A 25,147-nucleotide genomic window follows, 5' to 3' on the forward strand; every position below is an offset into this window, starting at 1 on the left:
AGTGGGCAGCGCGGAACGGCTAGGGGCGATCAGGGGGTGTCGCCGCTCATCCGGCGCTGCAGCTCCCACAGGGTCCGGAAGAGACCCGGCTCCTGGGTGAGCTGGGTGTAGGTGCCCTCCTGGACGATCCGCCCTTCGTCCAGGACCACGATCCGGTCGGCGACGGCCACGTTGGTGAGGCGGTGCGTGATCAGCAGGATGGCGCGGTCCTTGGCCAGTTCGCGCAGGCCGGCGAAGATCCGGTGCTCCGCGCGGGCGTCGAGGGCGGCCGTGGGTTCATCCATCACCAGCAGCGCCGCCTGCCGGTGGAACGCTCGGGTGAGGACCAAGCGCTGCCACTGCCCGCCGGAGAGCTGCTGTCCGCCGAACCACTCGCTGGTCAACAGGGTGTTCAGGCCGGAACGCAGGCCCGGCAGCATCTCCGCGGCGCCGGACGCCTCGCATGCGGCGAGCAGGGCCGCATCGCTGGTGTCGCCCTGCCCGAAGCTGATGTTGTCGCGCATCGTCAGCGGCAGGTACGTGAACTTCTGCGGCACCAGCGCGACGTGCCCCCACGATCCCCACGGGTCCAGGTCTGCGGTGGAGGCGTGGTCCCAGGCCACGTCGCCCTCGGTGGGCAGCAGCAGCCCGCACAGCAGGCGCGAGAGGGTCGTCTTGCCGGAGCCGTTCTCCCCGACCAGCGCCACGATCTCCCCACGCCGCACGTGCAGGGAGACGTTGCTCAGGCTGTCCTTCGGGGCGCCGTCGTAGCGGTAGGTGACGTCACGGACCTCGAAACGCTCCGGGGCCGCGGTCACGGGCGCGGTGCCGCGGGAATCGGTCATGGCCTGGCCGTGGGCGTTGTCGAGGAAGTTCTGCCAGTCCTGCACGTACCAGCCGGTGCGCACCAGGCGTGCCCCACCGTTGATGATGCCGCGCACCGAGCCGGTGGCGGTCTGGAGGGCGAAGACGGCGCCGCCACCGGCCGCCAGGCTCAACCGCCCGGAGGCCAGGAGCCACAGCAGCGCCGCCCACACCGCGGTCGAGGCGATCCCGCCGGCCACTGCTCCGGCCAGCCCCATCCAGGCACCGGTGTTCGCGGCCTTGCGTTCGGCCGCGTTGACCGAGGCGGCCAGCCGCCGGTACCGGCCGATCAGGAAGGGCCCGGCCAGGCAGGCGCGCATCTCCTCACTGGACTCCTGATAGGCCATGTGCCAGCGCAGCTTGCCCAGCATCCGGCGCCGCCCGGAGGTCTCCAGCCCGGCCAGGTAGATCACGCGTGCGGAGCGCACGTAGGCGGCGGCCTGCGGCAGGCACGCGAGGAAGAGCAGAGGCAGGAGCAGCGGATGCAGGACGGTCAGGACGGTGGCGCCGGCCGCGAGCGTGGCGGTCGCCGCGAGGACGTCCTGCGCTTCTTCGACGAGGTCGGGGGTGACCTGGGCGCCGCGGTCGGCGATGTCGTAGGCGTCGTTGTAGCCGGGCTTGTTGTTGGCGGCCAGTTCCGCGCCGAGCGCGGCCTCGATCATCGTCAGCTCCGCTGCCCGGCCGAGCACCGGGCGCAGACGGCCAGTCAGCCAGACGACGGCGATGCCCAGCAGCGCGCGCAGGCCGGTGGCGGTGGCGATCACGGCCAGCTGCGGGGCGGCGTCCCACAGCCGCTCGGTGATGCCGCCCGAGGAGATCAGCGCGGTGATCGTGCCCGTGACGGCCAGGAGGCCGAGGGCCGCGAGGACGCCGGTCCCGATCTGGCACACCAGCAGGCCGATGGTCGCGCCGCGGTCCACGCGCCAGGCCATCTGCACCGAGCGCCGCACGAGCGAGGGCAGGCGCCGCGCCATGGTGCGGGAGGTCAGCAGTGAGCCGGCCTGGAGCCTCGACTCGTCGCGGTAGAGGTATTCCTCCTCTCGAACACCGGCCTCCTGCGGTTCGTCGTCCGGCGCGGCCCCCTTTGGCGGTTGCGGCGGCTGGTCCTGCGTAATGGCCGAGGTCATCGTTCCCCCTAGGACGGTCGCTGCGGCAGAGTCGTGAGGTCTAACGACACGGCTGCGATATCGAACACACGTCATTCGGTCGTGCTGGGGAGCCCGCTATTTCCTGCGTCAGGGAACCCCGCGGGCGCGGGATCCCTGGTCTGGCTTGGAGCGGCCGCGGGCAGGAAATGGCCGAAACGCCGACACCGCCAAACAGCGTGGGCAGCACGGCGGGCCATCCCGGGCGTCTCCTCCTAGCCGGGATCTGGTTCGGCCTGCAGCAGCCTTTCCAGCTCTGTCTCGGCGTGGCCGACCGCGCCCGTCAGAGCCTCATGGTGGTGGGCGGACAGGACGCCGGATCCCAGTCCGGCCGCGGCGATCACCGCGTTCAGCGCGTCTGTCGCCCGGTCGTCCAGGGCGGCCGCGGCGACGGGGTGGTGCAGTGCGTCTCGTGCGGCGTAGGCGTCGAGTCGGGCAACGCTGACGAGGGAGTCGAGTACGCGGGCGACATGGCGTCCGGTGCGGTCCAGTTCCAGGGCTGACAGGCCCGTCCGGGTCTGGAAGGCGGCGGTCGGCGGATCGGGATGGTCGAGGAGCTGGACGGCTGCATCAACGGTGCGATCGAGGTCGGGTTCAGGGACGGGGGTGTCTTCGGGCCGGCAGTGGGCGTGCAGGAGGAGGGCGATGGCTCTCTCCCAAGGCTCCGTGGGCTGGGTGGTGTCGATCAGGTCGCGGGCCTGCTGGTCCAGGCCCTGCTCCATCAGGGCCATGATCTTGATCTGGCGACCGTCGAGGAGCCGGTTGCCAATGCCGCGATGCCGGGCCATGGCGTCGGCCGCGTCGGTCCACCGCCCGATCTGGGCGAGGGCGCGGGCGCCGTCCACGAGCAGGGTGACGTACAGCTCCTGGCACACCGTGCGGTGGTCCTCGTCCTTGCCGGTCAGAGCAGACAGGTCGACGGTGCGGCCGTCGATGTCAGCCTTGTTCCGATGTCGGGCAGCGTCGTTGAGGCAGCACAACAAGCCGTAGGCGAGTTCGCCGTGGCCGGCGCGAGTCTGCAATCGGGAGAGGTTGACGAGCGGCATCAGCGACATGACGGCGACCCGTCCGCTGAGGCGTCCGGCGTCGGTGAAGACCTGGTGCTGGCGCCAGCACAGATCCTCGGCCAGGCCGGGCAGGCCGACGTCGGAGGCGATGAGCGCGGCGTAGTTGAGGACCCCGCAGGCGCGGGCCACCAGGTCATGGTGGCTCGCACCTGCGGGCGCGACGGTCAGCCCGGTGAGGTGGTTGATGCGCTCCTCCAAGGGGAGCGCGGGCGCCTTGGTGCGGCGGACCAGGGGGATGCGGCTGGCTATCGCGGGAATCATCGGCTCAGCCCTTGCGCGCCCAGTCGACGACCAGTCGGCTGTAGGGCTTGTCGACGACGAAGCGGGCGTCGTCCGCCGTCAGCCGGTCACGCGAGTCCGCGACGGCCATCCGGAAGCCCGGCTCGGGGGCGTCGTTGCCGCCGGTCGCGTCCCAGGCGCGGATCTCGCTCACGACGCGCTCGGCGAGGTCGGCGCCGCCCTCGCCGTGGCCGATCACGCCGACCTCCCAGTACCGGCCCTTCTCGTCCTCGCCCTCGCGGATGGTCAGGTACGCGAGCGACCCGGCGTCGAGGGCGGCCATGGAGCCCCACCCGAAGTGCGGGGTGAATCCGGGGCGCTGGCCCGGCAGGCGGGAGAGGCCGTTGGGCAGCACGCAGGCCAGGTACAGGTACAGCCACTCCCACGCCGAGCCCTGCCGGAACTTCACCCCGGTGTAGAGCTTGGTCTGCTGCTGGTCGAGAACGGAGCGCAGCGCCTCGCGGTCGACGTCCTGCTCGCTGAACGTCTCCAGGCGCACGTTGCCCTCGCCGGCCATCGGCACGAGGGTGTACACGTCGTCGCAGACGCCCTTGCGCAGGGGGATGAAGGTGGCCATCTCACAGGAGACGGTCTTCCACGTGTCGCCGTCGCGTTCGAAGGCGAAGGAGCGGGAGATGCTGCCGCGGATGCGCATCGGCAGGACCAGGCGCCCGCCGGGGGCGAGCTGGTCGAGGATCTTCACGGGGACGTCGCCGGCGCCGACGGTGAAGATGATCCGGTCGTAGGGGGCGTGCTCGGGCAGCCCGGCCGCGCCGTCGGCCATCACCGCGGTGGCGTTGTCGACGCCTGCCTCGGCGAGGTGCTGGCTCGCGCCGGCGACGAGGTCCTGGTCGACGTCGAGGGTCCACACCTGCCCGCCGGGGGAGACGATCTTGCCGAGGAGGGCGGCGTTGTAGCCGGTGGCGGCTCCGGCTTCCAGGACCTTGTGGCCGGGCTGGGCGCCGAGCTGTTCGAGCTGGGTGGCGACGATGGACGGCGCGGAGATGCAGGAGATCATCTCCCCGTGCTCGTCGTGCTTGATCGGGACCGCGTCCTCTTTGTACGCGCTCTCCAGGTCGACGCCGGGCAGGAAGGCGTGCCGGTCGGTGGTGCGGAAGGCGTCGATGGCCGCCTTGCTGCGCAGGTGGCCGCTGTCGACGAGCCGCTGGGCGAGGGATTCGCGCAGCTGGTTGGGGTCGGTGACGGGTGTCATGGTGGTCTCCATTCGAGGGAGGCTAGGGTCCGCCGGGGCGGACTTGCGGGTGGACACGTCAGCTCCTTCTCCGGTGGAGAAGGCGACGTGACGGCCGAGCCACGCGGTGGCGGCCTGCGCTTCGGCAGGCACGCCTGCGCGGTTGAACGCGAAGATCGCGTGATGGGCGATGACGCCCCGGATTCCGCGTATCAGTCGGCCGTCAGCGGCGAGCCGGCGCAGGCGGCGGCCGGCGTCCTCAAACGCGGCGACGCGCTCGACCCAGCCCGCTTCCGCGTCTGGGCGCAGCGAAGCGTCCGCGTTCATCAGCCGCCGCATCGCGGAGACGGCTCTCTCCAGCGCGGGCCCCTGGGGCGGGGCGACGGGAGGCCGCAGGGCAGCCCACCGGGCCCATGCATCTCCGGCTTCGAACGGGTCCAGTCCCGCCTCGCGGATCATGGCGGACAGCAGCATCACGCTGCGCTCACGGGCGCCGGGGGCGCCAGCCTCGGCGAGCGCGGCCGGGCTGTCAGCGCAGAACACGTCGTGCGCGACCTCCATGCCCTCGGGGCCGCCGAAGGCATGGATCTCCGGCTCGTAGATCCCGCCCGTCCAGCCGGTGATCACGCGGGCGGCGACGAGCTGGTCCAGCAGGCCGGTGGCGGGCTGTTCGGTGCGCAGACGCACGCCGGCGTCCTTGCGCAGGAAGTGGAAGCGGCGCCCGGACAGCGCGGTCGCCAGGGCCCGGGCGGCGTCCGCGTGCTGGTCGGGGAAGGCCACGGAGGCGTGCCACCAGGACGTGTCCGGGGGGATCGGCAGGTTCTCGTCGTCGAAGGTCATGGGCAGAAAACTCCTTGCGAGGCGGCGGGGAGAGGATCAGGTGAGCAGGAGGACGCGGGTCCAGCCGGTGGTGTCGGTGGCGTTCAGGGCGAGTTGGGCTCCGGCGCGGCCTTCCATGAATCCGGGTTTGGGCAGGCGCTCCCAGTCGGCGGCCAGCCGTCGGTGCAGGTCCTGGACGATCGGGGTGAAGCGTGCGGGGGCGGGGCTGTCGGCGGCGACCGCGCGGGTGAGGGTCAGCAGGCCGGCCCAGCCGTGGCAGAGGGTCGAGTCGGCGATGCGGGCGAGCCGCAGCGGGTCGGTCAGGATGGTCTCGACGATGTCCTCGGCCGCTTGGCGCCGGGCGGTGTCGCCGAGAGCGAGCGCGGCGAGCTGCTGGGCGCGGGCGATGCCGGGCTGGCCGTAGCACCAGGACTGGCGGGCCGGTTCCGCTGCGGGCGGCTGGTCGGCCTCCAGGTGTGCTGCGGTGGACCAGTAGTGGGCGCCGTGCCGGTCGAGCCAGGTGGCGAATGTGCCGACGGCCTCCTCCTGCCCGGGGACGCTGACTCCGGCGCGCAGGGCGAGGGAGAGCACGGCCAGTGGCCCCGCTATGCCGTGGGCCATGCCGTTGTTGCCGTGGCCGCCGGCCATCGTCTTCCCGTCGGGGCCGACCGGCGACCACCACCCGGGCAGGATCCGGCCTTCACTGCGGGCGGGGTGGGCGAGCGCGACGAGGCAGGCGAGCAGGTCGGGCAGCCGGGGCGCGATCGGGCGGCGGGACAGCAGCAGTGCGGCGAGTCCGGTCAAGCCGCGGATGAGGTCCCATTCGGCGAGGTGGGGCAGCGCGCCGGCCGCCTGACGGCGGTGGGCGGCGGCGAGCCGGGCGTCCACGACGCGGTCGACGGCCGCGCGGACGTCGTCGCCAGCCCCGTGGGCGCGGGCGAGGACGAACTCCAGGGCGGGTGCGCCGTGGAAGAGGCTGGCGTTGCTGCCGGTGCTCACCCCTCGGACGGTGGCCTGGGCGAGGTGGCGGCGGGCGGTGGCCAGGTCACGGCGCTCGATGTCGAGCAGGGCCATCCCCAGGGCGCCTTCGGACAGGTCCTGCGTACGGGGCACGGTCGTCGTGGTCATGAGCGCCTGGCCAGGGGGACGACGATGCTGTGGGCCCGGCCGCCGATCCACCCGTCGGCGTCCGGCGGGGGCGCGTCGTGCAGGGTGGCGATGCCGAAGGGGCTGGCGTCCAGGTGCGCGCGCAGGAGGTCCAGGTCGACGTCGCGGGTGAGGTCGAGGGGCAGCTGCTGGTCGTCCTCGGCGAGCAGGACCCGCTCCGGCACCCGGAACCGGGCACGCCAGGCGTGGAGTTGGTCTGCCCACTGCTGGAGTGGTGCGGTGCGGGCGGGCAGCGTGCGGCTGCGTATCTTCCACCGGGCGGCGGTGAGGATGGTGCGTCGGTAGGTGAGGGCCGGGGTGAAGGGCAGGGTCCAGGCGGCGCCCCAGTCGAACCAGGTCACCTGCGGGGATGCGGCCCGGCTGATCTCGCCGAGGAAGCGGGCCATCGGCGGGGTGTAGTTGTTCCACAGGAAGTTGATGGCGGTGGGGGCCAGCAGCTCCAGCGGCTTGCCCGTCGCGGAGTCCACCAGCTGGGGGCGGCCGTCGGCGACGGTGACCGACAGGTCGCGGGGGAAGAGGACGTGCGGGGCGGGGCGGCGGAATTCGCCGACGCTGACGACGCGGGGCAGGGCCTGGGGCGCGCGGGTGAGCAGGTCGGCCGGCACACGTCCTGCGTGGAAGGACAGCTGTGCCAGCTCCGCCTCCGCATCGATGGTGGGCAGGTGTGCGTACGTTGCCTCGGTGCCGGGGAAGAGGTGCCAGAACCGTCCGGTCATCGAACCGGCCGAGCGGGAGACGGTCAGAACACGCAGCCGGAAGTCGCCTCGGTCCAGGGCCGGAACAGAGGCGGCGTGGACCTGTGCGGCCAGTTCGAGGTGGGGCGCCGGATCCTGGGCCTTGTCGCCGGCCGCTGCTTCCAGTTCCTCGATCATCGCCCCGGTCACGGCGACGGTGCGGCTGCCTTCGGCGGCGGCCGTGCCGGCCAGCTCCAGCAGCAGGCGGTCGCGCCGGGACATCGGCCGGGGCGGTTCGCTCGCCGTGACGAACCCTGCTGGGAAGCCCACGCCCCGGTCAGGGTCCGTCACCGTTTCCACCGGCACGGCGGTGTTCTCGCCGTAGCGCTCGGAGAACTGCTCGATCCACCGACGCCAGGTCGGAGTCCCGCTCTGATGGGTGACCAGGCGGGTCAAGACGGTCGCCGCGGTCCCCGCTTCGGTCAGCACCTGCTCGGGCAGCCGCACGTCGGCGTCCAGCCGCAGGTCACACGCTGTCCGCAGGCCGGCTGCCTGAGCGCGCTCCGTGGGCGGTAAGACGTCGGTGGGGTTGGCGATGATGGCGGGCGCGCGCAGGGAGGAGCGCAACAGCCGCACCCGCAGCAGGTCACCGAGCAGCCGGTTGCGCGCGGTGCCGCTCACGGCGGGGAATTCCGCGGCCAGCTTGTCGGACAAGTAGCGGTAGGTGATCGGTGATCGGGCCAGGTCGAGTACAAGACGCAGTGCGGGGCTGAGGGTGAGGCGGAACTCGGCGTCGCCCTCGGAGGGCACGTGGATGTGCTGGTCGCGCTGCCGGATCAGGGTGTTGACGCAGACCTCGACGTCGGCCATGCGCGCGGCGTCGCTCTCCCAGGTGCTGAGCATCTCCTCGAGTCCGATCGGCTCGGGGCGGGCCACGGCCTGGTGCTTGTCGCCGATGTGGACGGACGTGGCCTGGTCGAAGCCGAGCGGGGCGACGCCGGCGAACAGGCCATAGGGGGTGGAGCGTTGGGCGTAGCGGATCGCGTAGCGGGCGGTGGACAGCGCCGCCCGGCGCATCCGGCGCACCTTCGGTGTGCGGCCGTCGATGATGGCCTGCACCTGGTCCGCCAGGTGAGGGCTCGCCTGCGACACGGTCCGGCGGAAGTCGGTGTCGGACCACACCGTGCCCAGCCACGCGCGCCACTCGTCCACGGGTGCCGGGGTCGTCGGCCAGGGCGGCATGGCGGGCTCGGTCGTGTGCACCGCGGCGCGCAGCATGGCCTGTCCCGCAGCCTCGTACAGGCTGGGCCGTTGCCGTGTCATCAGGGCTCTCCTCCAACTTCTGCGTGGCGGGCGGGGCGGGGCGGACGGGGAGAGCCCCGTCCGGCCCGCGTTGCCGGGGTGGCCCGGCTTACGAGGTGGTGCAGGCGCTGGGGCAGGAGCTGCCGCAGGTGTCGCCCGTGCTGCACATCAGGACTGTCTCGGTCGCTGGCGTGCCCTCGATGAAGGTGATGTCGAGCCCGAACGGGTCCTCGTCGGTCTTCACGAGGTCCGCCTGCGCGGGAGCGGCCGGCCTCTCGGTCTGGATGGCGGTCACGCATGCCTCCTAGGGGTGATGGATGGTTCGGGACACCGGGGCTCCCTTCGAGCCCCGGAGCTTGTACCCAGACGGCGGCGGCCGGCGAAGTCGCCTGAGCCGTGGCGGCTGGGGTAGGCGAGCCCGTCAGGCTGCTGAGGGCTGGACCTCCAGGCGGTGCTTTGCGGCCTGGTCCAGCACTCGGGTGAAGTGTTCGGCGCGCTCGTCGCCCTCGGCCTCCTGGGCGCGGAGGTCGCCGAATCGGTTCCAGTAACGCCGGCAGACGTCGCTGTCCATCAGCTGCGCGGCGTAGAACGGCAGTTGTCCATGGCGAACGAAGCCAAGCCGGTCCCGCAGGCTGAGAGTGCAGATCTGCTGGTTGGCATTGAGCAGCTGCATGTACTCCTCGACGTCCATGTCCTCGGGCGTCCAGAGCTTGGCGAGGTCGGGGTTGGTGGACATCTGCACCAGCCAGTCGAGCTGGTTGCGGGCGAGGACCGCCTCGTTCCGGTCGGCCTGGTGTCGCGCGTTCTGCCTGAGCCGGGCGGCTCCGACCACGGCGGTGGTGAGCGAGACGGCGGCGCCGGCAGCGAGGATGGCGGTAGTGAGTTTCATACTGCAACGGTCCTTTCAGGTGCAGAGGTGTTCAGGCGAGTGCCGGCGGCGCAGGTGTCGGGCTCCGGCGGCTGCGTGGACAAAGGTTCGAGTTGGTAGAGATCGCGGACGAGGGTGCCCAGACAGGCTGTGCGCCAGATCTGCTCCCACCTGTCCGAGGGGCGTTCCTTGAGCGCGGTAACGGCAGCTCGTCGCAGGACGGTCCGAACTTCCGGGTCCTGGCAGTGGTGTTCTGCGGCCCGCGATACGAGGCGTGTCACGGCGGCGGTCAACGTGGCGATGAGGACGTCGGCCTTGTCAGGCGGTGGCATGGTGCGACTAGCCCACCAGGAGTGGGTCTGGGTGCACGCTGCCAGGACGTCCGTGGCGGTCAGCTGCTCGTCGGGGGTGGCGCGGCGCGTCAGCGCGAGGATCAGATTGTCAAGATCGGGTGGGGCGACGGTGGGGAAGGGCGGATCGGGGAGGACGAGGGCGCGGTGGCCGCGGCGGATCAACAGGATGTGCTGTTTCGCCAACAGGCGGAGGGCTTCGGTGACGTCGGGAGTGGAGGAGACCAGGCTCCTTGCCAACGGCTGTAGCGGCGGCAGGACGGTATACGGCGGGTAGACCCCGGACTGGATGAGGTATCGCAACCACTCGGCGATCTGCTCAGGGCGCTCCGCTCGCTGAGCGCGCCCGACTACTCGGACTCGTTTGGAGGGACTGATGTTGAGCAGGCCCTCGCGCTGAAGGTCCTGTAGCGCCAGGTCGACCCGTTCCACGGTGGGCGCACCGATCTGAGTGGCGATGCGGCGTGCTCCCAGCAGGCTCCCGGGCGGGTGGGCGCCGTCGGTGATCGCACGTCGCACCGAGTCGGCGATGGCGCTCACGCTCGGTCCGGGGCGCTCAGCCTCCATCAGGGCGCGCATCAGGCGGCGTGCGGCAGAGACGAGTAGGACCAGGTCAGATCCGGGCAGACAGGTGGGGTCGGGGCGGCTGGCGGCACTGATCATCGCCCGCCAGTGAGCCTGCTGTGAGGGCGAGTGTTCCGCTTCCCGTAACCGCTGTGCGGCCAGCGGAAGCCAGACCTCCACCGTGTTCCAGACTGTCTCGCGATCGCGGTCGGACCCCGTGCGTGTCTGACCCGTGAACTGAGTGGTGGCCCGCTGCAGCGAGACCAGGGAGGACCGCAGCTGGCGGTAGCGCGGCCTGCCGTCGTGAGGTTCGGGTCCGCGGGCGGGAGCACCCGTGCCGGCTGGCGGGGTCATGAGATACCCCGGGAGGCTGACCGGACAGGACAGGTGGCGATCGGGTTGTCCTGCGTAGGACAGGGGAGGCGTTGCGTCAGGCGCTGCGCCTGGTCGATGGTCAGGTGGAGTGTGATGTGGTCCGGGTCGTGGGCACATCCAGGCGTTGCGGTCGCGCAGACAGCGCTCCCCAGGGCGCCGGTCACCAGCCACTGGAGCCGTTCGGCGAGTCGGCGCATCCCGCGAGGCCGGTGCAGTGCGAGGCCGGCCTCGATCGCGGGCGCGTCGAGCTTGGCCGCGAACCCGGCGACTGCCTCCAACTCGTCGCCGGCCAGAACCACTTCCACGGCATGCGTGCCCTGCAGCTCTATGCTGCTGCTCAGGTGGTGGGCCTCAAGAAGGCCAGACAGCTCGTCGGCCACGGCGTGGGCTCGGATGTGCGGCTCCAGCAGGGCGGTGGTGAGCTTATGTACCTCGGCGGCCGTGGACAGCGTGACGACGATGTCGTGGAAATCGTTGAAGGTGGCGGTGCCGCCGATGCCGACGCTGGCCATCCATGCGTTGGCTGCATCGAGGGTTCTGTCGAACGGTGCCTTGTGGCTCAGGACCGTCAGATCCAGGACGGAGCCGACGCCTCTCAGGTCGACTCGTGCAGCGAAGTGAGCGTCTCGCAGCGCGCCTTCGAGGATCGGCTTCAATTCCCCCAAAGTAGGGGGATGTTCGGGGTTCAGTGGGTCGGCGATGGCGGGGTTCACGGTCGCTTCTTCCTCGGATGCCCTGATGGACGCAGTAGTGGGTGCCGCCGGCCCTCGCGGGGGACAAGGGCCGGCGGCGCGAGCCCGTGTGCGGCGCACACGGGAGGTCATACAGCGGTGGGGTCGGGGCTCGCCCGGGCGGCGTTGGCGGCGAGGCGTTCGGACCACTGGATGCGGTCTTCGCTCAGCGCCGCGTCGGCGAGACGTATGCGTTGGACTTCGCCTGTTCCGGCCGGTGGGTAGGTGTGCTGGATGTCGCGCCACAGCCGCTGGAGGACGTAGTCACCGTCGAGTGCCTGGGCGCCGTGGAGTTCCATGGCGTCCTGCGCGGATCGCATCGCCCACTGGTGGCCGAGGTACTTGGCGTTGACCAGGTCGGCGTCGCAGGGCAGGCCCTGGTCGAGGAGGTGCACGGACTGGTAGGCCAGGATCCGTGCGGCGCACAGGCGGGCCTGCATGTCACCGATACGGTCACGCAGGACAGGCAGGTCGGACAGAGTGCCTCGGTAGCGGGGACGGCGCTTGAGGTAGGCCGTTGTGGTGCCCACGACGGCCTCGTGGATCCCGAGGCTTATAGCGGCAAGGTTGGGCCGCCCGTACAGGATGCTGCTGCTCTGGGCCACGCTCAGCCCTTGACCGATCTCCCCGACCACGTTGTTGCCGGGGACACGGACGCGGTCGAGGTTGAGGCGGCCGGCGGAGAAGCCGTGCAGCCCGAGGCCGGGGAGGTGGCCGGAGACGGAGAGCCCGGGGCGGTCGGATTCCACCAGGAACGCGGTCAGAGCCTGGGACGCGGAGACGCCGGAAGGAGCGGTGCGCGCGACGACGACGTGGAGCCCTGCGAGGTGACTGTTACCGATGTGGACCTTCTCGCCGGTGAGCACCCAGTCTTCCCCGGACCGTTCGGCGACGGTCTCGATGCCGCCGATGTGGCCACCGGCGTCCTGTTCGGTGACTGCGATGGACGTCAGCACCGTCCCGTCAGCTACCTGCGATAGCCAGCGTTCCTTCTGCTCGACCGTGCCCCAGTGGTCGACCGCGCCGACGGGAATCAGCGTGGCTTGCAGGATGGCCGCCGCAGCCGCCGAGACGCAGGCGAGGCGGTGAATCAGCACAGTCTTGGCGACGTGCCCGGCCTCCATCCCTCCGTACTTCTTGGGGATGGTCACCCCGAACCAGCCTCGAGCGGCCATGAGTCGCGCCAGCTCGTCCTCCACCTTGTGCGGGGCGGCTTCCATTGCAGCAACACGCAGTGCGACTTCACCAGCAGCGAACTGATCTGCCTCGCGCCAAAGTTGCTCATGGGAGGCAGTGAGATACGGATGAAGCGCGGGTGGCGGGCTCATGGTGGTGGGCATGGTCGTCTCCCTGTCCCTGTGGGGTCGCAAGGCGGGTGCGGCCGGCCCCGGTCACGGGATACCGGGTGGGGGGCGAGGCCAGTACTCAGCGCACGGAGGCACCGGATGTGAGGGCGTGCAGGACTTCGGCGCCCGTGTCCTTGACCGCGCCGAGCAGTCGTCGGGCGTCGGTGCGGGGGCGGGCCTCGGGGTCGATCGTGCACACGGTGCCCAGCGTGATCCCGGTCTCGGCGTGGATGAGCGGGGCGCCGAAGTAGGAGCGGATGCCCACCGCGTCGACCACGGCGTTGCCGGAGAAGCGGGGGGAGGCGTGCACGTCGGGCAGGGGAAGTCCCTTCCTGCGTTTGACGACGGCGGGGCACCAGCCGTGCTCGCGGTCCATGGTGCGGCCGAGGATGAGGTGGCCGCTCTCCGGTGGCGGGTTGTGCAGGCCGATGAACGTCTGCTCGCCGCGGAAGACATTGACGAATCCGTAGAGCATGCCCGTCGCCTCGGCGAGGCGGTCGGCAAACTGGTCCATCAGATCGTCGGGGCCGGTGGGAATCCCGAGGTGCTGGATCAGTTCCTCGCGGGCCTTCTGTTCGGCGAGTTCCTCGGCCATGGCAGCGCTGATCAGCTCCTGGCCCGTGTGAAGGGTGCCGGGCCTCACGCTGATCGCCTGGCCTGCGGTGGGTGCGGCCTGTACGTCGCGCACGCGGCGGGTCAGCGCAGGGGTTTGGGGGGTGTGGGTGTGGTGTGTCATCGGGCGTCCAGGAGAGTGGGGTCGGACCGTTTGACGGGACTGGGCGTGGTCTGGGTCAGGGCGTGGTCGACGAGTCGCAGCAGCACCGTGGCGACCGAGGTGGACACTCGGGCGTCGAAGGCCACGACAGGGACGTGTGGGGCGAGGGCGATGGCCTGCCGGACGTCGTGGACCGGATAGCGGTGGGCGTCGTCGAACTCGTTGACGGCCACGATGAACGGCAGGCGGGCTCGCTCGCAGAAGGTGACCGCGTCGAAGCTGGTCTCCAGGCGGCGGGTGTCGGCCATTACGACCGCACCGACGGCCCCGCGGGCGAGGTCGTACCAGAGGCTTTCGACGAACCGGTCCTGGCCGGGAGTGCCGAACAACATCAGTTCCATCGGTATCGGCGCACCGAAGCTGATACGGCCAAAGTCGAAGGCGACCGTGGTGGTCTTCTTTGTCTCCACTCCGTCCAGGCTGTCGGTGGGGGCGCTGGCCTGGGTCAGGTACTCCTCGGTGGAGACCGGCTCGATCTCGCTGATCGCGCCCACGGTGGTCGTCTTGCCGACGCCGAATCCCCCCGCGATGAGGATCTTCAGCACGGCCGGGCCGCCAGCGCTCCTGATGGCGGCACCGCTCTGGGCGGTGGTGGCCGGGTCAGCCGGCGAGTCGTTCGAGACCGGCACGAAGTGCCTCCAAGAGCTGCGGGGAGGGGCGGTCCCCGGTCGGGGAGTCGGAGACTGCGTAGGGGTTGGTGAGGGCGAGTGTCAGGACACGGGCGTCGATGAGGTCCGAGATCAAAACGCGGGCCGCGGTGAGCGGGAGGCGTGTCGTGCCGGCCAGCTCGGCCACCGACCGGCGCCGCTGCCGGCACAGTTGAGCGATCTGCCGGTGCTCCTCGGCCAGCCTCGGTCCGGGCCTGCCCTCCCCGGCCTCCAGCAGGGTCTCCGGGCTCAGCCAGTGCCTGGGGCGTGCCCGGCCCCCGGTCACGAGGTAGGGGCGTACGAACGCCGGTGCAGGGTCAGCCGGTCGTGGATCTGGATCGTGCCTGCTGGGCCTGGTCATCATGCGCTGCGCACAGGCGCGACCATGTAGGGGGCGAAGCGGTCCACCAGCTGACCCATCTCGAAGCCCACGGTTCCCGCGTCGGCAGCAGGCTCGGCGATCACGGCCAGCACGGTGTCGACCATGCCCGCCGTGTTGCCCGGCTGGTTCGGGAAGGCCGCGCTGGTACCGGCGATCGACACGAAGATCAGGGCGTCGCCGCGTTCGATCAGAGCCAGTCGCAGTGCGGCCCGGCCACCACCCGGTCCGGGGATGTTCTCGCTCAGGGAGGCCAGTGAGCCCAGGGTCGCTGCCCACTTGTCGGCCCAGTCCTTGTGGATCTCGCTGTCCACTAGGCTCAGTCCGTCGCGTGAGATCAGCAGGGCGTGCGTGACCCTGGGGACGTTATCGACGAAGTTCTTCAGCAGCCCGGCCAGCTGCTTCTTCGCGTCCTTCCCGGATGCGGCCGTCATGGTGTCGCTGTCGAGGTGGGGCGTGTCATGGGTCATCAGCATGTGCTCCTGCGGATACAGGCCGGCACCGGCGTCGGGGCCGATCATGGGTGGGGGCTACGGGTGAGGGGGCGGCGCTGTGGACGGACCGGAGGCATCGGTGCTGTCGTGAGCGCGGGCGGCCTTGATCCCGCCCTGGAACGCGCCGGCCAGGTCATAGCGGGGACCCTTTGTCGAGAGCATGGGCCGGGATGTTGCAGGCATCTGCGACGGCTCGCGTACGACACGCTGCGGCAAGGGCGGCGCGCTCCCAGCAACGACGGCTGAAACGGGCCGCGCGCGTGCCTGGGCGGGAGCTGGGGAGCTGCGGCGCGTTGACGTCGCAGCCCGCGGGGCCGGTGCGGCGGGCGGCTGCGGCGGAGCCGGCGGCACTACGGGAGCGGGCATCGCCACCAGCAGCCTGTTCGGAACAACCACCAGGGCCGTGGTCCCGCCGGTCGGGTTCTCCTTCAACTCGACCGATATGCCGTGGCGGCGGGCGATCATCGCCGTCGTGAGCAGGCCGAGCCGCCCCGCGCTGACTTCCGCGCTCACATCGACTCGATGGGGGTCCGCCAGCAGGTGGTTCCATCGCTCCCGGTCGGTGGGCCGCATGGGGATGACGACCCGGTCCTCGACCTCGACCGCGAGCCCCAGCGCGACCCGCTGGGCTCGCACCTGCACCTTGGTGGTGGGGTCGGAGAACTGCGTGGCGTTCTCGATGAGTTCGGCCAGCAGGTGCGTCATGTCCGGTCCGACATGCCGGGGAAGGCCCAGCTCGGCCCCCACGGTTCCCGCGGCGACGGTCACCCGGGAGTAGTGCAGGATCTCCTGGTTCGCGCCCCGCAGGACGTGCATCACGCTCACCGGTTCCCGGGCGCTGCGCAGCGACTCGCCGGCGACCATGGCCTTGCTCTCCACCCAGCGCCGCATCCGCGTCACCAGGTGATCCAGCTTGAACAGCGCGTCCAGCTGGTCGGGGTCCTCGGTCAGGTCCTGGAGAGCGTCCAGCTTCTCCAGAGCCCGTCCGACCAGGGCATGTTCCCGCTTGGAGAACTGGTGCAGCATCGACAGCAGCACCGCCGACTGCGACCTGTCGTGCACGCGGATCAGATCGGAAATGGCCTGCACCTGCAGGGCACTCAGAGCTGCGTCGATCTCTGCGGTCAGACCGGTCTGCCTGGGCGCCTGCCGCTCCGGCAGCGGCGGACGCCCCCCGCGGCACAGCTCGTCAGCCGAACGCAGCACCGACCGCTCGACAGCCGCCGCTGCCCCCGAGATCGCCGCCAGCTCCGCTGCCCGGGCTTCATCCGCGGCTGCCTGTAGTGCCCCTGCGGCCCTTCGTGTCCCACGGACTGCTGCAAACGCGACTCCGAGCAGCCCGCACACGAAGCCGGCCACAAGCCAGCCCGCAGCGACAGCGGATGTCGACCAGGCGACGAATACAGCGCCCAGCACCGCCGCGAGAAGCAGCAGGGGCAACGCCACGGCACGACGGACACGGTGCAGCGTGAATGCGTCGATCTGTGGAGGCCGCCGCCTGCGGCGGCCGGGCGCGACCGGCCGTGTCGGGAACGCGCTGTCAGACATGAGGAACCTCATCAGTGGGGGACGGGCGGCTAGGCGTGCTGCGAAGCCAGGCCAGTGCGGGTCTGTCGTCGCCGATCTGGTGCCGAGCGGGGCACCGGAAGAGCGACCGAGCCCTGGTGACGGGAGGACCGCGTCGACAGCAGATGAAGGAGCCGGGCGCTCTGGATCAGGCCCATGTGGCTGAACGCCTGCGGGAAGTTCCCGAGCTGCCGCTGCTGGACGGGGTCGTACTCCTCGGCCAGGAGCCCGAGGTCGCTGCGCAGCGCGAGGAGGTGTTCGAAGAGGGCGTGGGCCTCGTCGAGGCGGCCGGTCAGGGCCAGGGCATCGACGAGCCAGAAGGAGCAGAGGACGAATGTGCCCTCATCTCCCGCCAGGCCGTCCACTCCGGCGTCCTCGCCGGTGGTGGGATACCGGTGCACGAGCCCGTCCGCCGTGGAGAGTTCACGCCGTACCGCGTCTACGGTGCCGATGACACGCGGGTCGTCGGGCGGCAGGAAGCCGACGCGGGGGATCAGCAGCGTGGCGGCATCCAGTTCCTGGGAGCCGTAGGACTGGGTGAAGGTGTTGCGCACCGGGTCGAAGCCCTCGGCGCAGACCTCGCGGTGAATCGTCTCGCGCAGCTCGATCAAGGGGCCCAAATCCATGTCGAGGGCACCGGCTTCGGCCAAGCGAATGGTGCGGTCGACCGCCACCCAGGCCATCACCTTGGAGTGCACGAAGTGCCGGCGTGCCCCGCGGATCTCCCAGATCCCCTCGTCGGGCTCATGCCAGCGCTGCGCCAGGTGCTTGATGAGTCGCTGGTGCAAGACCGCGCTATCGGCGCAGTGGGCCACACCGCTCTGGTGGGCGAGGTACAGGGTCTCGATGACTTCGCCGTACACGTCGAGCTGCAGCTGGTCCGCCGCCCCATTGCCGACCCGCACCGGGGCTGATCCCTCGTACCCGGGAAGCCAGGGCAGCTCCCGTTCCCGCAGGTCACGCTCCCCGGTGAGCCCGTACATGATCTGCAGGTTCTCCGGATCGCCGGCCACAGCGCGTAAGAGCCACCGTCGCCATGCCTGAGCCTCCTGCCGATACCCGGTCCCCAGCAGCGCGGCGAGCGTCGTGGAGGCGTCACGCAACCAGGTGAAGCGGTAGTCCCAGTTCCGGTTGCCTCCGATCTCCTCGGGCAGCGACGTGCTCGGCGCCGCGACGATCCCTCCACTCGGCCCGTACGTCATCGCCTTCAGCGCGATCAACGAACGGACCACGGGCTCGCGGTAGGGCCCGTCATAGGTGCATTTCTGCGTCCATTCCTGCCAGAAGGCGAGCGTCTCGGCGAGCGCGGCCTCCGGGTCGGGAACGTCAGGCGCAGCTGCGTGGGACGGGCACCAACTGAGCACGAACGCCACGCTCTGCCCGGCGGGGACGTCGAAGCCACTGATGACGACGCCGTCCTTCTCCACCTGCTCGACGCAGGTGTCGAGCCACAGAGCGTCCGCGCCGGCCTCCGCGACCATGCGGCCGTCGACCTCGTGGATCCACGGGCTGACGCTGCCGTATCCCGGCCGCGGACGCATAGCCGAGACCATCGGCACTTCGCCGGCCAGGCCCTCGACGATTCGGATCACCTGCGGTGTCCCGTCGCGCGGCGGCATGAAGTCCAGGACGCGGACCGAACCGGTCGGGGTGCGCCACACCGTTTCCAGGACGAGCGAGTCACCGCAGTAGCGGCGGTTCGGCGACAGCTCCGGATCCAGACCGGAGCGAGAACGCGAGGCCGGAGCAATCTGCCAGGTGCCGTGCTTCTCCGTTCCGAGTAGGCCGGCGAAGACGGCCGGCGAGTCGAAGCGGGGCAGGCACAGCCAGTCGATCGAGCCGTCGTCGCAGACGTGGGCGCTGGTCTGCATGTCGCCGATCAGGCCGTATTGCTCAATACGCGGAAGGCGCTTCATCGTGTAGATCTCCGTAGGCCCCGCGACTTCGGGGACGGCTTCGGGGCCGCCGCAGCGGCCGGGGCAGTTGGCGATGTGTGGTGAGATCGGAAGTCGTCAGACGACGTCGTTGGTCCTGGGCAGGGAGACTCCAATGGAGTCCGGCGTGAAGCCCTCTTGCATGGGGACGAGCGGGTCACCAAGGGCACGCAGGCACAGACGGTTGCCAGAGAAGCCGGCCCGGGCGTGCAGCCAGCGCTGGTTGTCCAGAACGTAGCCCTGGCCCGGCTCGAGGCGCAGGCGCCGCTGGCATCCTGCGATCGCGCGCCTGACCAACGGCAGATAAGGGTGGACGATCGGGCTCCACCGAGCCAAGCCGTCCTGCCGGAGACGAACGGATACACGTCCTTCGGCATGCACGGTGAACACCTGCGAGGGGTGTCCGGCGCCCGCGCCGAAGTAGGCAGTCCGGGGCTTGGAGAGTACGACCGCTGCGTCCCTCCCCTCGGCGCACAAGCTGGCGAGAACATCGTGCCCGTCGGCCAGCAGCACCTCACCGCCGTCGTCGGCAGGCCGCAGGCAGACGAGCAGCATCAGCCGCGGCGGATTGGGCACGCCGGCGCGCTCCGTGTGGGCCTCCAGCTCGCCGCGACCGAGTCCGGCGAAGCCGACGCGGTGCGCATCGGTTCCGGTGTCGTAGATGGCTGTGAGCCCATCGGGACCACTGTGGGGGTGCGGCGCGATCCGCATCAGCCGCTCAGCGAAGGCGAGCACAGCCCGGCGGGACAAGAGCCCGCCCACGGTCACCAGGCCCGTGTCCTGGAGCCGGGCAGCGCAGGCATCGAGAGCGTGCGGTGCTCGGATGTCAACGTAGTGCGACGCGAAGAGCGTCGCGGAGCGAGCGAGGGCAACGCGCATCGACGTGCTCCTTAGATCGGCTTCTGTGCGGACAGACTGGGAAGTCGCCGAGGCCCGGGTAAAGCGACTGATTGTCGACTCGGGCAAATCGCCCAGCTCAGGTGCACGCTGTGCGCACCGTGCTACGTTCCGAGAGCCGGGATCACACACCCCAGGACGAGGACAGCAATGACGTATACGCCGCCCCTCTGGCCTGTCTCCGTGAAGGGCGTTGCCCTCGACGCGCGGAACCGCGTGTTGTTGCTCAAGAACGAGCGTGAGGAGTGGGAACTGCCCGGAGGGCGCCTGGAGATCGGGAACCCCACCGGCGCGGTCCCCACCGATGACAGCCCTGAGTCGGCGGTGGAACGAGAGATCCACGAAGAGACCGGCTGGGTGGTGAAAGCCGGACCTCTGATCGACGGAGGCGTGTGGATCTACGAGCCCATCCCCGGCCGGAGGGTTTTGATCGTCACCTATGGCTGCACGGTGCTCACACCCGATCAACCGCCTGTCGTCAGCCATGAACACAAGCAACTCGGCATGTTCACCGCCGAGGAAGTACCGACTCTGAACATGCCAGAGGGCTACAAACGGGCCGTGGCCGCGTGGTACCGCCGCGACGCCGTCGGCCTGGACGACTACGAGCGGATGTAGCCAGCCATGGTCGGGGGAGAGCTCGTGGCAGGGCCAAGCCGTGACGTCGTTGGATCCCGCCCGTCGGCGGAGCATGCCCAGTGGCACTGGGCGACACCGCAGGCCGAACTCGTACTGGCGACAGGGGATCTGGCCCCCATCCTGCGCTTCTACAGGCGGGTACACGGACTGAACCAGACAGAGCTCGGTGAACTCCTCGGCTACGACAAGACCTACATCTCCGCGCTTGAACTCGGGAAGCGCAGCCTGGACGACGTAGGGTCCCGGCGCCGTGTCTGCGAGTACCTGCGCCTGCCGCCGCACGTCCTCGGAGTCACGGACGTGGCCGACACCGACCATCGGGCCATGGTGCAGTTCGGCGAGTCCACCGTTCGGCTCGCCGAGATCGCCAGACAGTCCGGACACGCAGCGGAGGCCGTCTCCGAGCTCTGGCCGCTGGTCGCCCGGCTCGAAGCCCGTGTCGAGGACGGGCACACCGAGCGAGACGTCCTCCACCTGCTCGCCCGTGCCCGAGTAGGGCTCGGCGTCGCGCTGGGCAACGTCCTCCCGGAAGAGAGACTGAGTACGGCGGCCCGCTGGACCGCCAAGAGTCTGGATCTCGTGCAGTACTTCGAGGAGCCGGCGCTGACGTCGTACGCACTGCGCATGCACGGGAACGAACTGCGCAAGGCGCGTCTCGTGGGTGCCGCTGTAGAACGTTTGGGCCGCGCCGCTGCCCTCGCGCCGGACAACGACTCCCGTGCCGCCGCTTTGCCGCTGCTGGCCCGGGCGGCCGGCGCGTTGGGCAACGCAGAGCTGTTCGACCGAGTGATGCGCGAGACGGAAGACCACCTCACCTCGGTGGATCACACCAGTCTGTTCAATCCCTTTTCGCTGCATGAGATCCGGCTCCGGGGGCTGATCGCCACTGGACAGGTCGACACGGCCATACGGCTGGTCGAGCACAGCCCGGTGCTCACAACGACGGTTGCGCCCCAGTGGCGGGTGATCGAGCTGGTGACCGTCGCACACGTGCAGCTGCTTGCCGACGATCGCGGCGGCGCGGAGAAGTCCTTGGACGTCGCGGTGCAGGAGGCGGTGGTGCAGAGGCTTCCGCACCAACTTCAGCGCATCATGCGAACGGCCACGGGCCGCCTGCCCGAGATCCACGACACCGCTGCACAGGCTCTGGATCGCATGCGCTGCGAGATGGCGGCCTGACCTGATGGCGCGCTCGCTGGCATCAGCACGTGGGTCCAACACCGTCACGGTCCTTTGTCGTGTGGAATGTGGAACCCCAGACAAGCGGGCCAACTCCTGCGTTCCCAGAGCAAAATTGATGCGCTCGTGATGCATCCATGTGGCATCGACGGGCATCACCTGGGTGTTTGCCACGTCTAGGACGTTGAAGGGGGGCTATGGCATGGCACGCAGACGGCAGAGACTTGCCCAGCGGCGCCAAGCGATGGGCCTGACGCAGGAGGGCTTGGCCGAACACCTCGGCGTGGATCGCTCCACTGTCGTGCGCTGGGAGGCGGGAACGGCCTCCCCACAGCCATGGATGCGCCCACGCCTCGCTCAGACACTCGGGATCTCGGTCACTGGACTCGTCGAACTGCTGGAGCAGGAGACCGACTCGGCACAAGAGCCCCCCGCGCTTCAGAAGCCGACGCCTTCCGGCACTGCCCAGGTCGACCTCACGACTGTGGCGGAGCTCCGGCGTGAGTACGACGAGCTCGCGGCCTCCTACGATCGGGCCCCGTCGGCGAGCTTGCTGGCGAAGGGAGGAGAGCAGCTCAGCCTGATCACCCTCATGGGACGGAATGGCCCGCGTGGGCGAGCGGAGAGAGATCTCCTCGCACTCCGAGCGGATGTGCTCACACTCATGGGACAACTCGTCTGGGACGCCTCACAGAGGCGGGACCACGCCACAGCACGTGGCTTCTACGACGAGAGCGTCGTGGTCGCCCGGCGCCTGCGAGATCACACCCTTGAAGGACGCGCACTCCTGAGGACCTGCTACGTAGAGCTCTACGGCGCCCAAGACCCGCGGAGCGGCTTGGACCTGGCCCTCCAGGCAGCCGACACCGCCCGGACCACCAGCCCAGCCGTCACTGGGCTGGCACTCCTCCACGCCGGTGAGGCGCACGCCATGCTCGGCGAGGCGAGCGACTGTGAGAAGGCTCTTGGGCGGGCCCAGCAGCAGCTGGAACAGACTGACGGGATGGACGCGGCCGCAGATCTCGTGTCCTCGACTCAGTTCGGCCGCTTGGCCGGGTCGTGCTACCTCTCACTGGGACAGCACCGGCGCGCACAGAAGTTCCTTGAGGCGACGGCCACCGAACTGCAAGATCGTCGGAAGTCCCGCGCGATCGTGCTGGGAAACCTTACGCTCGCCTATATCCGGCAGGGCGAAATCGACGGTGCCGTGACTACGCTGTCCGAGGCCATCACCGAGTTGGAGAAGACACGGGGCGGCGGAGGACTGAACGTGGTCTTCGGCGCTGCTCGTGAGCTGGGGCCCTGGCGGCGCGAGCGAATCGTCACCGACGTCCACGACCGGCTGTTCGCTCTCATGACGACGGCGTAGGAGTGAGGAGAACCTGGGTGCCCGCAATGCAAGACGATGCCAAGCAACTCGTGCGGACCCAGGTGTGGAACGCGCTCGATGCGGCCGGCGCGGTGTACGACGACACCGCCCATGGCCGCATCCCCAACTTCCGCGGCTCGGAGGAAGCCGCCGCCAGGCTGGCTGAGCTGGAGCGCTGGAAGAAGGCCGGAGTCGTCAAGGCCGTGCCGGACAAGGCCCAGCTGCCGGTACGAGCACGCGCCTTGGATGAGGGCAAGCTCGTCTACATGGCCGTGCCGAAGCTGGCCTCCGCCAAGCCGTTCTACCTGCTCGATCCCGCCGTCTTGGACGTGCCGGCGATCGAGGCAGCAAGCAGCAAGATAGCGGCCACGATCGCACCTACTGTCGAGGTCGACGCCCTGCGGCCGGTGGATGTTGTGGTCCTGGGGAGTGTGGCCGTCAATCGGGATGGTGCCCGTATCGGTAAGGGGGCCGGTTACTCGGACCTGGAGTTTGCTCTGCTCACGGAGGCAGGGCTCGTGGGGGCAGAAACGCTGGTCGTCACCACCGTTCACTCACTACAGGTGATCGACTTCCCTATCCCGGTTACGGATCATGACGTGAACGTCGACCTGGTTGTCACACCGCAAGAGGTCATTCCATGCACTTCGCCACGAAGGCCAAAGGGAATTTTCTGGGACCACCTTGATGCAGCCAAGATTGCTGCAATCCCTGCCCTGCAGTCCCGCGCGAGGGGTTAGCGAGGGTGTTCAGGTCCGTGCCGCCGGTGTGCCGCTTTTATTTCTTCAGTGCTTGTCCCAGCCCGCACCGACAGGATATCGATCTGGACTGGGCGATCACCTAGCTTCGCCCCTCCGATGACCCGCCGTGGCGCGGTCCGTTCCTCCGTCGGGCATGGAGAAACGCACCGGGCTGCCGACGCGCCCCTACTCGGTGACTAGGGGTTGCGATCTTCTTGCACGACTGCCAGTTGGGCTGGTTGGGCGACAGACCAGCGCGGTTACCGGGACCCAATTGAGCCGTCAAAGGCATACGTCACGCTGCTGAAGGAGCCCTACCTCAGCCCGTGCCGGACTTTCCGTCAAACGGTCCCGACCCGATCGCGTGGGTTGCCGAGCCATCGAGGCGGCGTTGTCCCTGTCCGGCGGTGATCGCGTGTAGTTGCGGTGGTGGAAGCGAAAGCCACGCTCGGTGGGAGCACAGGTCTGCGGGCCTGACCGGGTGCGTCGTGAACGGCGACCTGTGAGTTGGGAGAGTCTACTTGATGCGGCCACTGAACGTCGCCCGGGCCACAGGTGGCTCTCGTCAAGCTCGAGTTGAGTTCCCGTCACTTCTGGGCACGGCTCGGTTGGCGGGCTGCCTCGCGGGTTCAAAACGCAGTCGAGGGCCGGTGTGCGCGTGTGGCGCGAGCGCAACATAGCCGACGATCGCCGGTTGGGCAAACCGGCGACGCTGCGGAGTATTGGTTGCAACACCTGAGGCCAGTCATACATCGAACCCCAGACGTGGCTTTCGAGTCGATGCAGTAACAGCTGCAGCCTAGAGATTTTCGGAGGGGATTATGCGAGCGCCTGTAACAGTCCGTTTCATGGATGTCAAAGAAACTGCCGAGTATTTGAATGTGTCCACTTCCTGGTTGTACAAGAATTCCGCCCGATCGGGATTGGTGATGTACCGGTTTGGTGTAGGAGCGAACGCCAAAATCCGATTCAAAGTGTCAGAGGTTGAAGCCTGGGTAAAGCAGCAACGAGTACGGGGCTATTGAAGCGATCTCCGATTCGCGGCCCCGGCGATGCCACCGCTGGTGCCATGGTTCGAAACACGCAGTATCGTTCGGAACTTTCCAGTTGTGCAGGACGTGGATCTTGACGAGTTCGTTGGTTCGTGGGATGGGGTCGTTTTTCAAGGAGTGTGAGCATCCGCGATCGCGGTGGTCGAAGTGTCCTCATCCGTACAAGGTCCGGTATCGGTCGGCGGCGGGGAGGCAGGTGAAGGAGTCCGGGTTCGCGACCCAGGACAAGGCGATCGCGCGTTTGACGGAGGTCTACAACGCGAAGAAGGCCGCGCCACGGGGGCAGGCGAAGGCGGACCGGATCGCGAGGTACGGGGCGATGCGGTTCGAGGAGTACACGGGCCAGTGGAAGGCCGCCCAGCGGGATCTGGGGCCGGCGTCGGTGGTGCACCTGGAGTCGCTGCTGAACATCCATCTGTTGCCACTCCTGGGCAGCCGGCGGATGAACACCTTTGACCACAAGGTCGTCGAAGGGTTCCTCCAGGCCCTGGAGCGCAACGGGGTGGGCCTGGCTGCGCAGGCGAATGCGTTCGACAAGCTGAAAGCGATCCTGCTGGACGCGAACCGGCTGGGGCTGTTCGACGACAATCCGGTGGCCGGGGTCAAGCCGCCTCAGTACGACCCCAAGCGGGTGGTGATCCCCTCACCGGAGCAGCTGGGGCAGATACGCGCCGCCGGCGACGACAGTTTCCTGCTGGTCGCCGACCTGATGAGCGGCTGCGGGATGCGTAACGGTGAGGCCTTCGCGGTCAAC

General features: G+C 69.4%; 22 protein-coding genes and 2 pseudogenes. 7 read left to right on the plus strand and 17 right to left on the minus strand.

The features are described from left to right. Nucleotides 1–29 precede the first annotated feature (29 nt). The 17 genes from ABZ016_RS22830 to ABZ016_RS22910 all read right to left on the minus strand — a co-directional run bounded on the left by ABZ016_RS22830 (nucleotide 30) and on the right by ABZ016_RS22910 (nucleotide 19,396). Nucleotides 30–1,970, minus strand: coding sequence for an ABC transporter ATP-binding protein (locus tag ABZ016_RS22830; RefSeq protein WP_356918483.1), 1,941 nt, complete (start codon nucleotides 1,968–1,970; stop codon nucleotides 30–32). Between the two features lie 233 nt (nucleotides 1,971–2,203). Continuing rightward, nucleotides 2,204–3,316 (minus strand): hypothetical protein, encoded by a 1,113-nt coding sequence (locus tag ABZ016_RS22835; protein WP_356918484.1) that lies wholly within the window; start codon nucleotides 3,314–3,316, stop codon nucleotides 2,204–2,206. 4 nt (nucleotides 3,317–3,320) lie between these two features. Further along, nucleotides 3,321–5,366 (minus strand): methyltransferase, FxLD system, encoded by a 2,046-nt coding sequence (gene fxlM / locus ABZ016_RS22840; protein WP_356918485.1) that lies wholly within the window; start codon nucleotides 5,364–5,366, stop codon nucleotides 3,321–3,323. Between the two features lie 36 nt (nucleotides 5,367–5,402). Beyond that, nucleotides 5,403–6,473, minus strand: a complete 1,071-nt coding sequence (locus tag ABZ016_RS22845) for a lanthionine synthetase LanC family protein (protein WP_356918486.1) — start codon at nucleotides 6,471–6,473, stop codon at nucleotides 5,403–5,405. Continuing rightward, nucleotides 6,470–8,509, minus strand: a complete 2,040-nt coding sequence (locus ABZ016_RS22850; protein ID WP_356918487.1) for a lantibiotic dehydratase family protein — start codon at nucleotides 8,507–8,509, stop codon at nucleotides 6,470–6,472. Before ABZ016_RS22850 ends, ABZ016_RS22845 begins: the two co-directional genes overlap by 4 nt. Before the next feature lie 88 nt (nucleotides 8,510–8,597). Then, nucleotides 8,598–8,783, minus strand: coding sequence for an FxLD family lanthipeptide (locus ABZ016_RS22855; RefSeq protein WP_355727284.1), 186 nt, complete (start codon nucleotides 8,781–8,783; stop codon nucleotides 8,598–8,600). A 126-nt stretch (nucleotides 8,784–8,909) separates the two neighbouring features. Further along, nucleotides 8,910–9,377 (minus strand): DUF6082 family protein, encoded by a 468-nt coding sequence (locus tag ABZ016_RS22860; protein WP_356918488.1) that lies wholly within the window; start codon nucleotides 9,375–9,377, stop codon nucleotides 8,910–8,912. Then, complete coding sequence (locus ABZ016_RS22865; RefSeq protein ID WP_356918489.1) at nucleotides 9,374–10,246, minus strand: GntR family transcriptional regulator; 873 nt, start codon at nucleotides 10,244–10,246, stop codon at nucleotides 9,374–9,376. Before ABZ016_RS22865 ends, ABZ016_RS22860 begins: the two co-directional genes overlap by 4 nt. A 374-nt stretch (nucleotides 10,247–10,620) precedes the next feature. Next, a complete protein-coding gene (locus tag ABZ016_RS22870; RefSeq protein ID WP_356918490.1) occupies nucleotides 10,621–11,358 on the minus strand; it encodes a hypothetical protein in 738 nt (245 codons plus the stop codon). A 107-nt stretch (nucleotides 11,359–11,465) separates the two neighbouring features. After that, the gene (locus ABZ016_RS22875) at nucleotides 11,466–12,716 is read right to left on the minus strand and encodes an acyl-CoA dehydrogenase family protein (RefSeq protein ID WP_356918491.1); all 1,251 of its coding nucleotides are present in this window, start codon (nucleotides 12,714–12,716) and stop codon (nucleotides 11,466–11,468) included. Nucleotides 12,717–12,801: 85 nt separating this feature from the next. Continuing rightward, a complete protein-coding gene (locus ABZ016_RS22880; RefSeq protein WP_356918492.1) occupies nucleotides 12,802–13,458 on the minus strand; it encodes a GAF domain-containing protein in 657 nt (218 codons plus the stop codon). Beyond that, entirely contained in the window at nucleotides 13,455–14,042 is a 588-nt protein-coding gene (locus ABZ016_RS22885) for an ATP/GTP-binding protein (RefSeq protein ID WP_356918504.1), read from the minus strand. Before ABZ016_RS22885 ends, ABZ016_RS22880 begins: the two co-directional genes overlap by 4 nt. A 55-nt stretch (nucleotides 14,043–14,097) precedes the next feature. Then, nucleotides 14,098–14,430: a DUF742 domain-containing protein gene (locus tag ABZ016_RS22890; protein ID WP_355721592.1), complete on the minus strand. Its 333-nt coding sequence runs from the start codon at nucleotides 14,428–14,430 to the stop codon at nucleotides 14,098–14,100. A 74-nt stretch (nucleotides 14,431–14,504) separates the two neighbouring features. Next, nucleotides 14,505–15,044: a roadblock/LC7 domain-containing protein gene (locus ABZ016_RS22895; protein ID WP_355721589.1), complete on the minus strand. Its 540-nt coding sequence runs from the start codon at nucleotides 15,042–15,044 to the stop codon at nucleotides 14,505–14,507. Nucleotides 15,045–15,053: 9 nt separating this feature from the next. Then, nucleotides 15,054–16,223 carry an ATP-binding protein gene (locus ABZ016_RS22900; protein ID WP_356918493.1) on the minus strand — a complete coding sequence of 390 codons (1,170 nt, stop codon included), beginning with the start codon at nucleotides 16,221–16,223 and terminating at the stop codon, nucleotides 15,054–15,056. Nucleotides 16,224–16,594: 371 nt separating this feature from the next. Further along, nucleotides 16,595–18,499 carry a glycoside hydrolase family 15 protein gene (locus ABZ016_RS22905; protein ID WP_356918494.1) on the minus strand — a complete coding sequence of 635 codons (1,905 nt, stop codon included), beginning with the start codon at nucleotides 18,497–18,499 and terminating at the stop codon, nucleotides 16,595–16,597. Between the two features lie 96 nt (nucleotides 18,500–18,595). After that, entirely contained in the window at nucleotides 18,596–19,396 is an 801-nt protein-coding gene (locus ABZ016_RS22910) for a TauD/TfdA family dioxygenase (protein WP_356918495.1), read from the minus strand. Between the two features lie 201 nt (nucleotides 19,397–19,597). Between ABZ016_RS22910 and ABZ016_RS22915 the strand changes: the two genes are divergently transcribed. From ABZ016_RS22915 to ABZ016_RS22945, 7 genes and pseudogenes are all read left to right on the plus strand, one after another. Next, the gene (locus tag ABZ016_RS22915) at nucleotides 19,598–20,032 is read left to right on the plus strand and encodes an NUDIX hydrolase (protein ID WP_356918496.1); all 435 of its coding nucleotides are present in this window, start codon (nucleotides 19,598–19,600) and stop codon (nucleotides 20,030–20,032) included. 6 nt (nucleotides 20,033–20,038) lie between these two features. Next, nucleotides 20,039–20,326: pseudogene (locus tag ABZ016_RS22920) on the plus strand (helix-turn-helix transcriptional regulator); the annotation flags it as partial. A 27-nt stretch (nucleotides 20,327–20,353) separates the two neighbouring features. After that, complete coding sequence (locus ABZ016_RS22925) at nucleotides 20,354–21,232, plus strand: hypothetical protein (RefSeq protein WP_356918506.1); 879 nt, start codon at nucleotides 20,354–20,356, stop codon at nucleotides 21,230–21,232. A gap of 202 nt (nucleotides 21,233–21,434) precedes the next feature. Beyond that, on the plus strand, nucleotides 21,435–22,601 hold the full coding sequence (locus ABZ016_RS22930) for a helix-turn-helix domain-containing protein (protein WP_356918497.1): 1,167 nt from the start codon (nucleotides 21,435–21,437) through the stop codon (nucleotides 22,599–22,601). Nucleotides 22,602–22,627: 26 nt separating this feature from the next. Further along, nucleotides 22,628–23,341, plus strand: a complete 714-nt coding sequence (locus ABZ016_RS22935) for a 5-formyltetrahydrofolate cyclo-ligase (protein ID WP_356918505.1) — start codon at nucleotides 22,628–22,630, stop codon at nucleotides 23,339–23,341. An 848-nt stretch (nucleotides 23,342–24,189) separates the two neighbouring features. Then, on the plus strand, nucleotides 24,190–24,366 hold the full coding sequence (locus ABZ016_RS22940) for a helix-turn-helix domain-containing protein (RefSeq protein WP_356918498.1): 177 nt from the start codon (nucleotides 24,190–24,192) through the stop codon (nucleotides 24,364–24,366). A gap of 223 nt (nucleotides 24,367–24,589) precedes the next feature. Further along, nucleotides 24,590–25,147 (plus strand): annotated as a pseudogene (locus ABZ016_RS22945) (site-specific integrase); the annotation flags it as partial.

Source organism: Streptomyces sp. NPDC006372, from assembly GCF_040612515.1.
GTDB lineage: Bacteria > Actinomycetota > Actinomycetes > Streptomycetales > Streptomycetaceae > Streptomyces.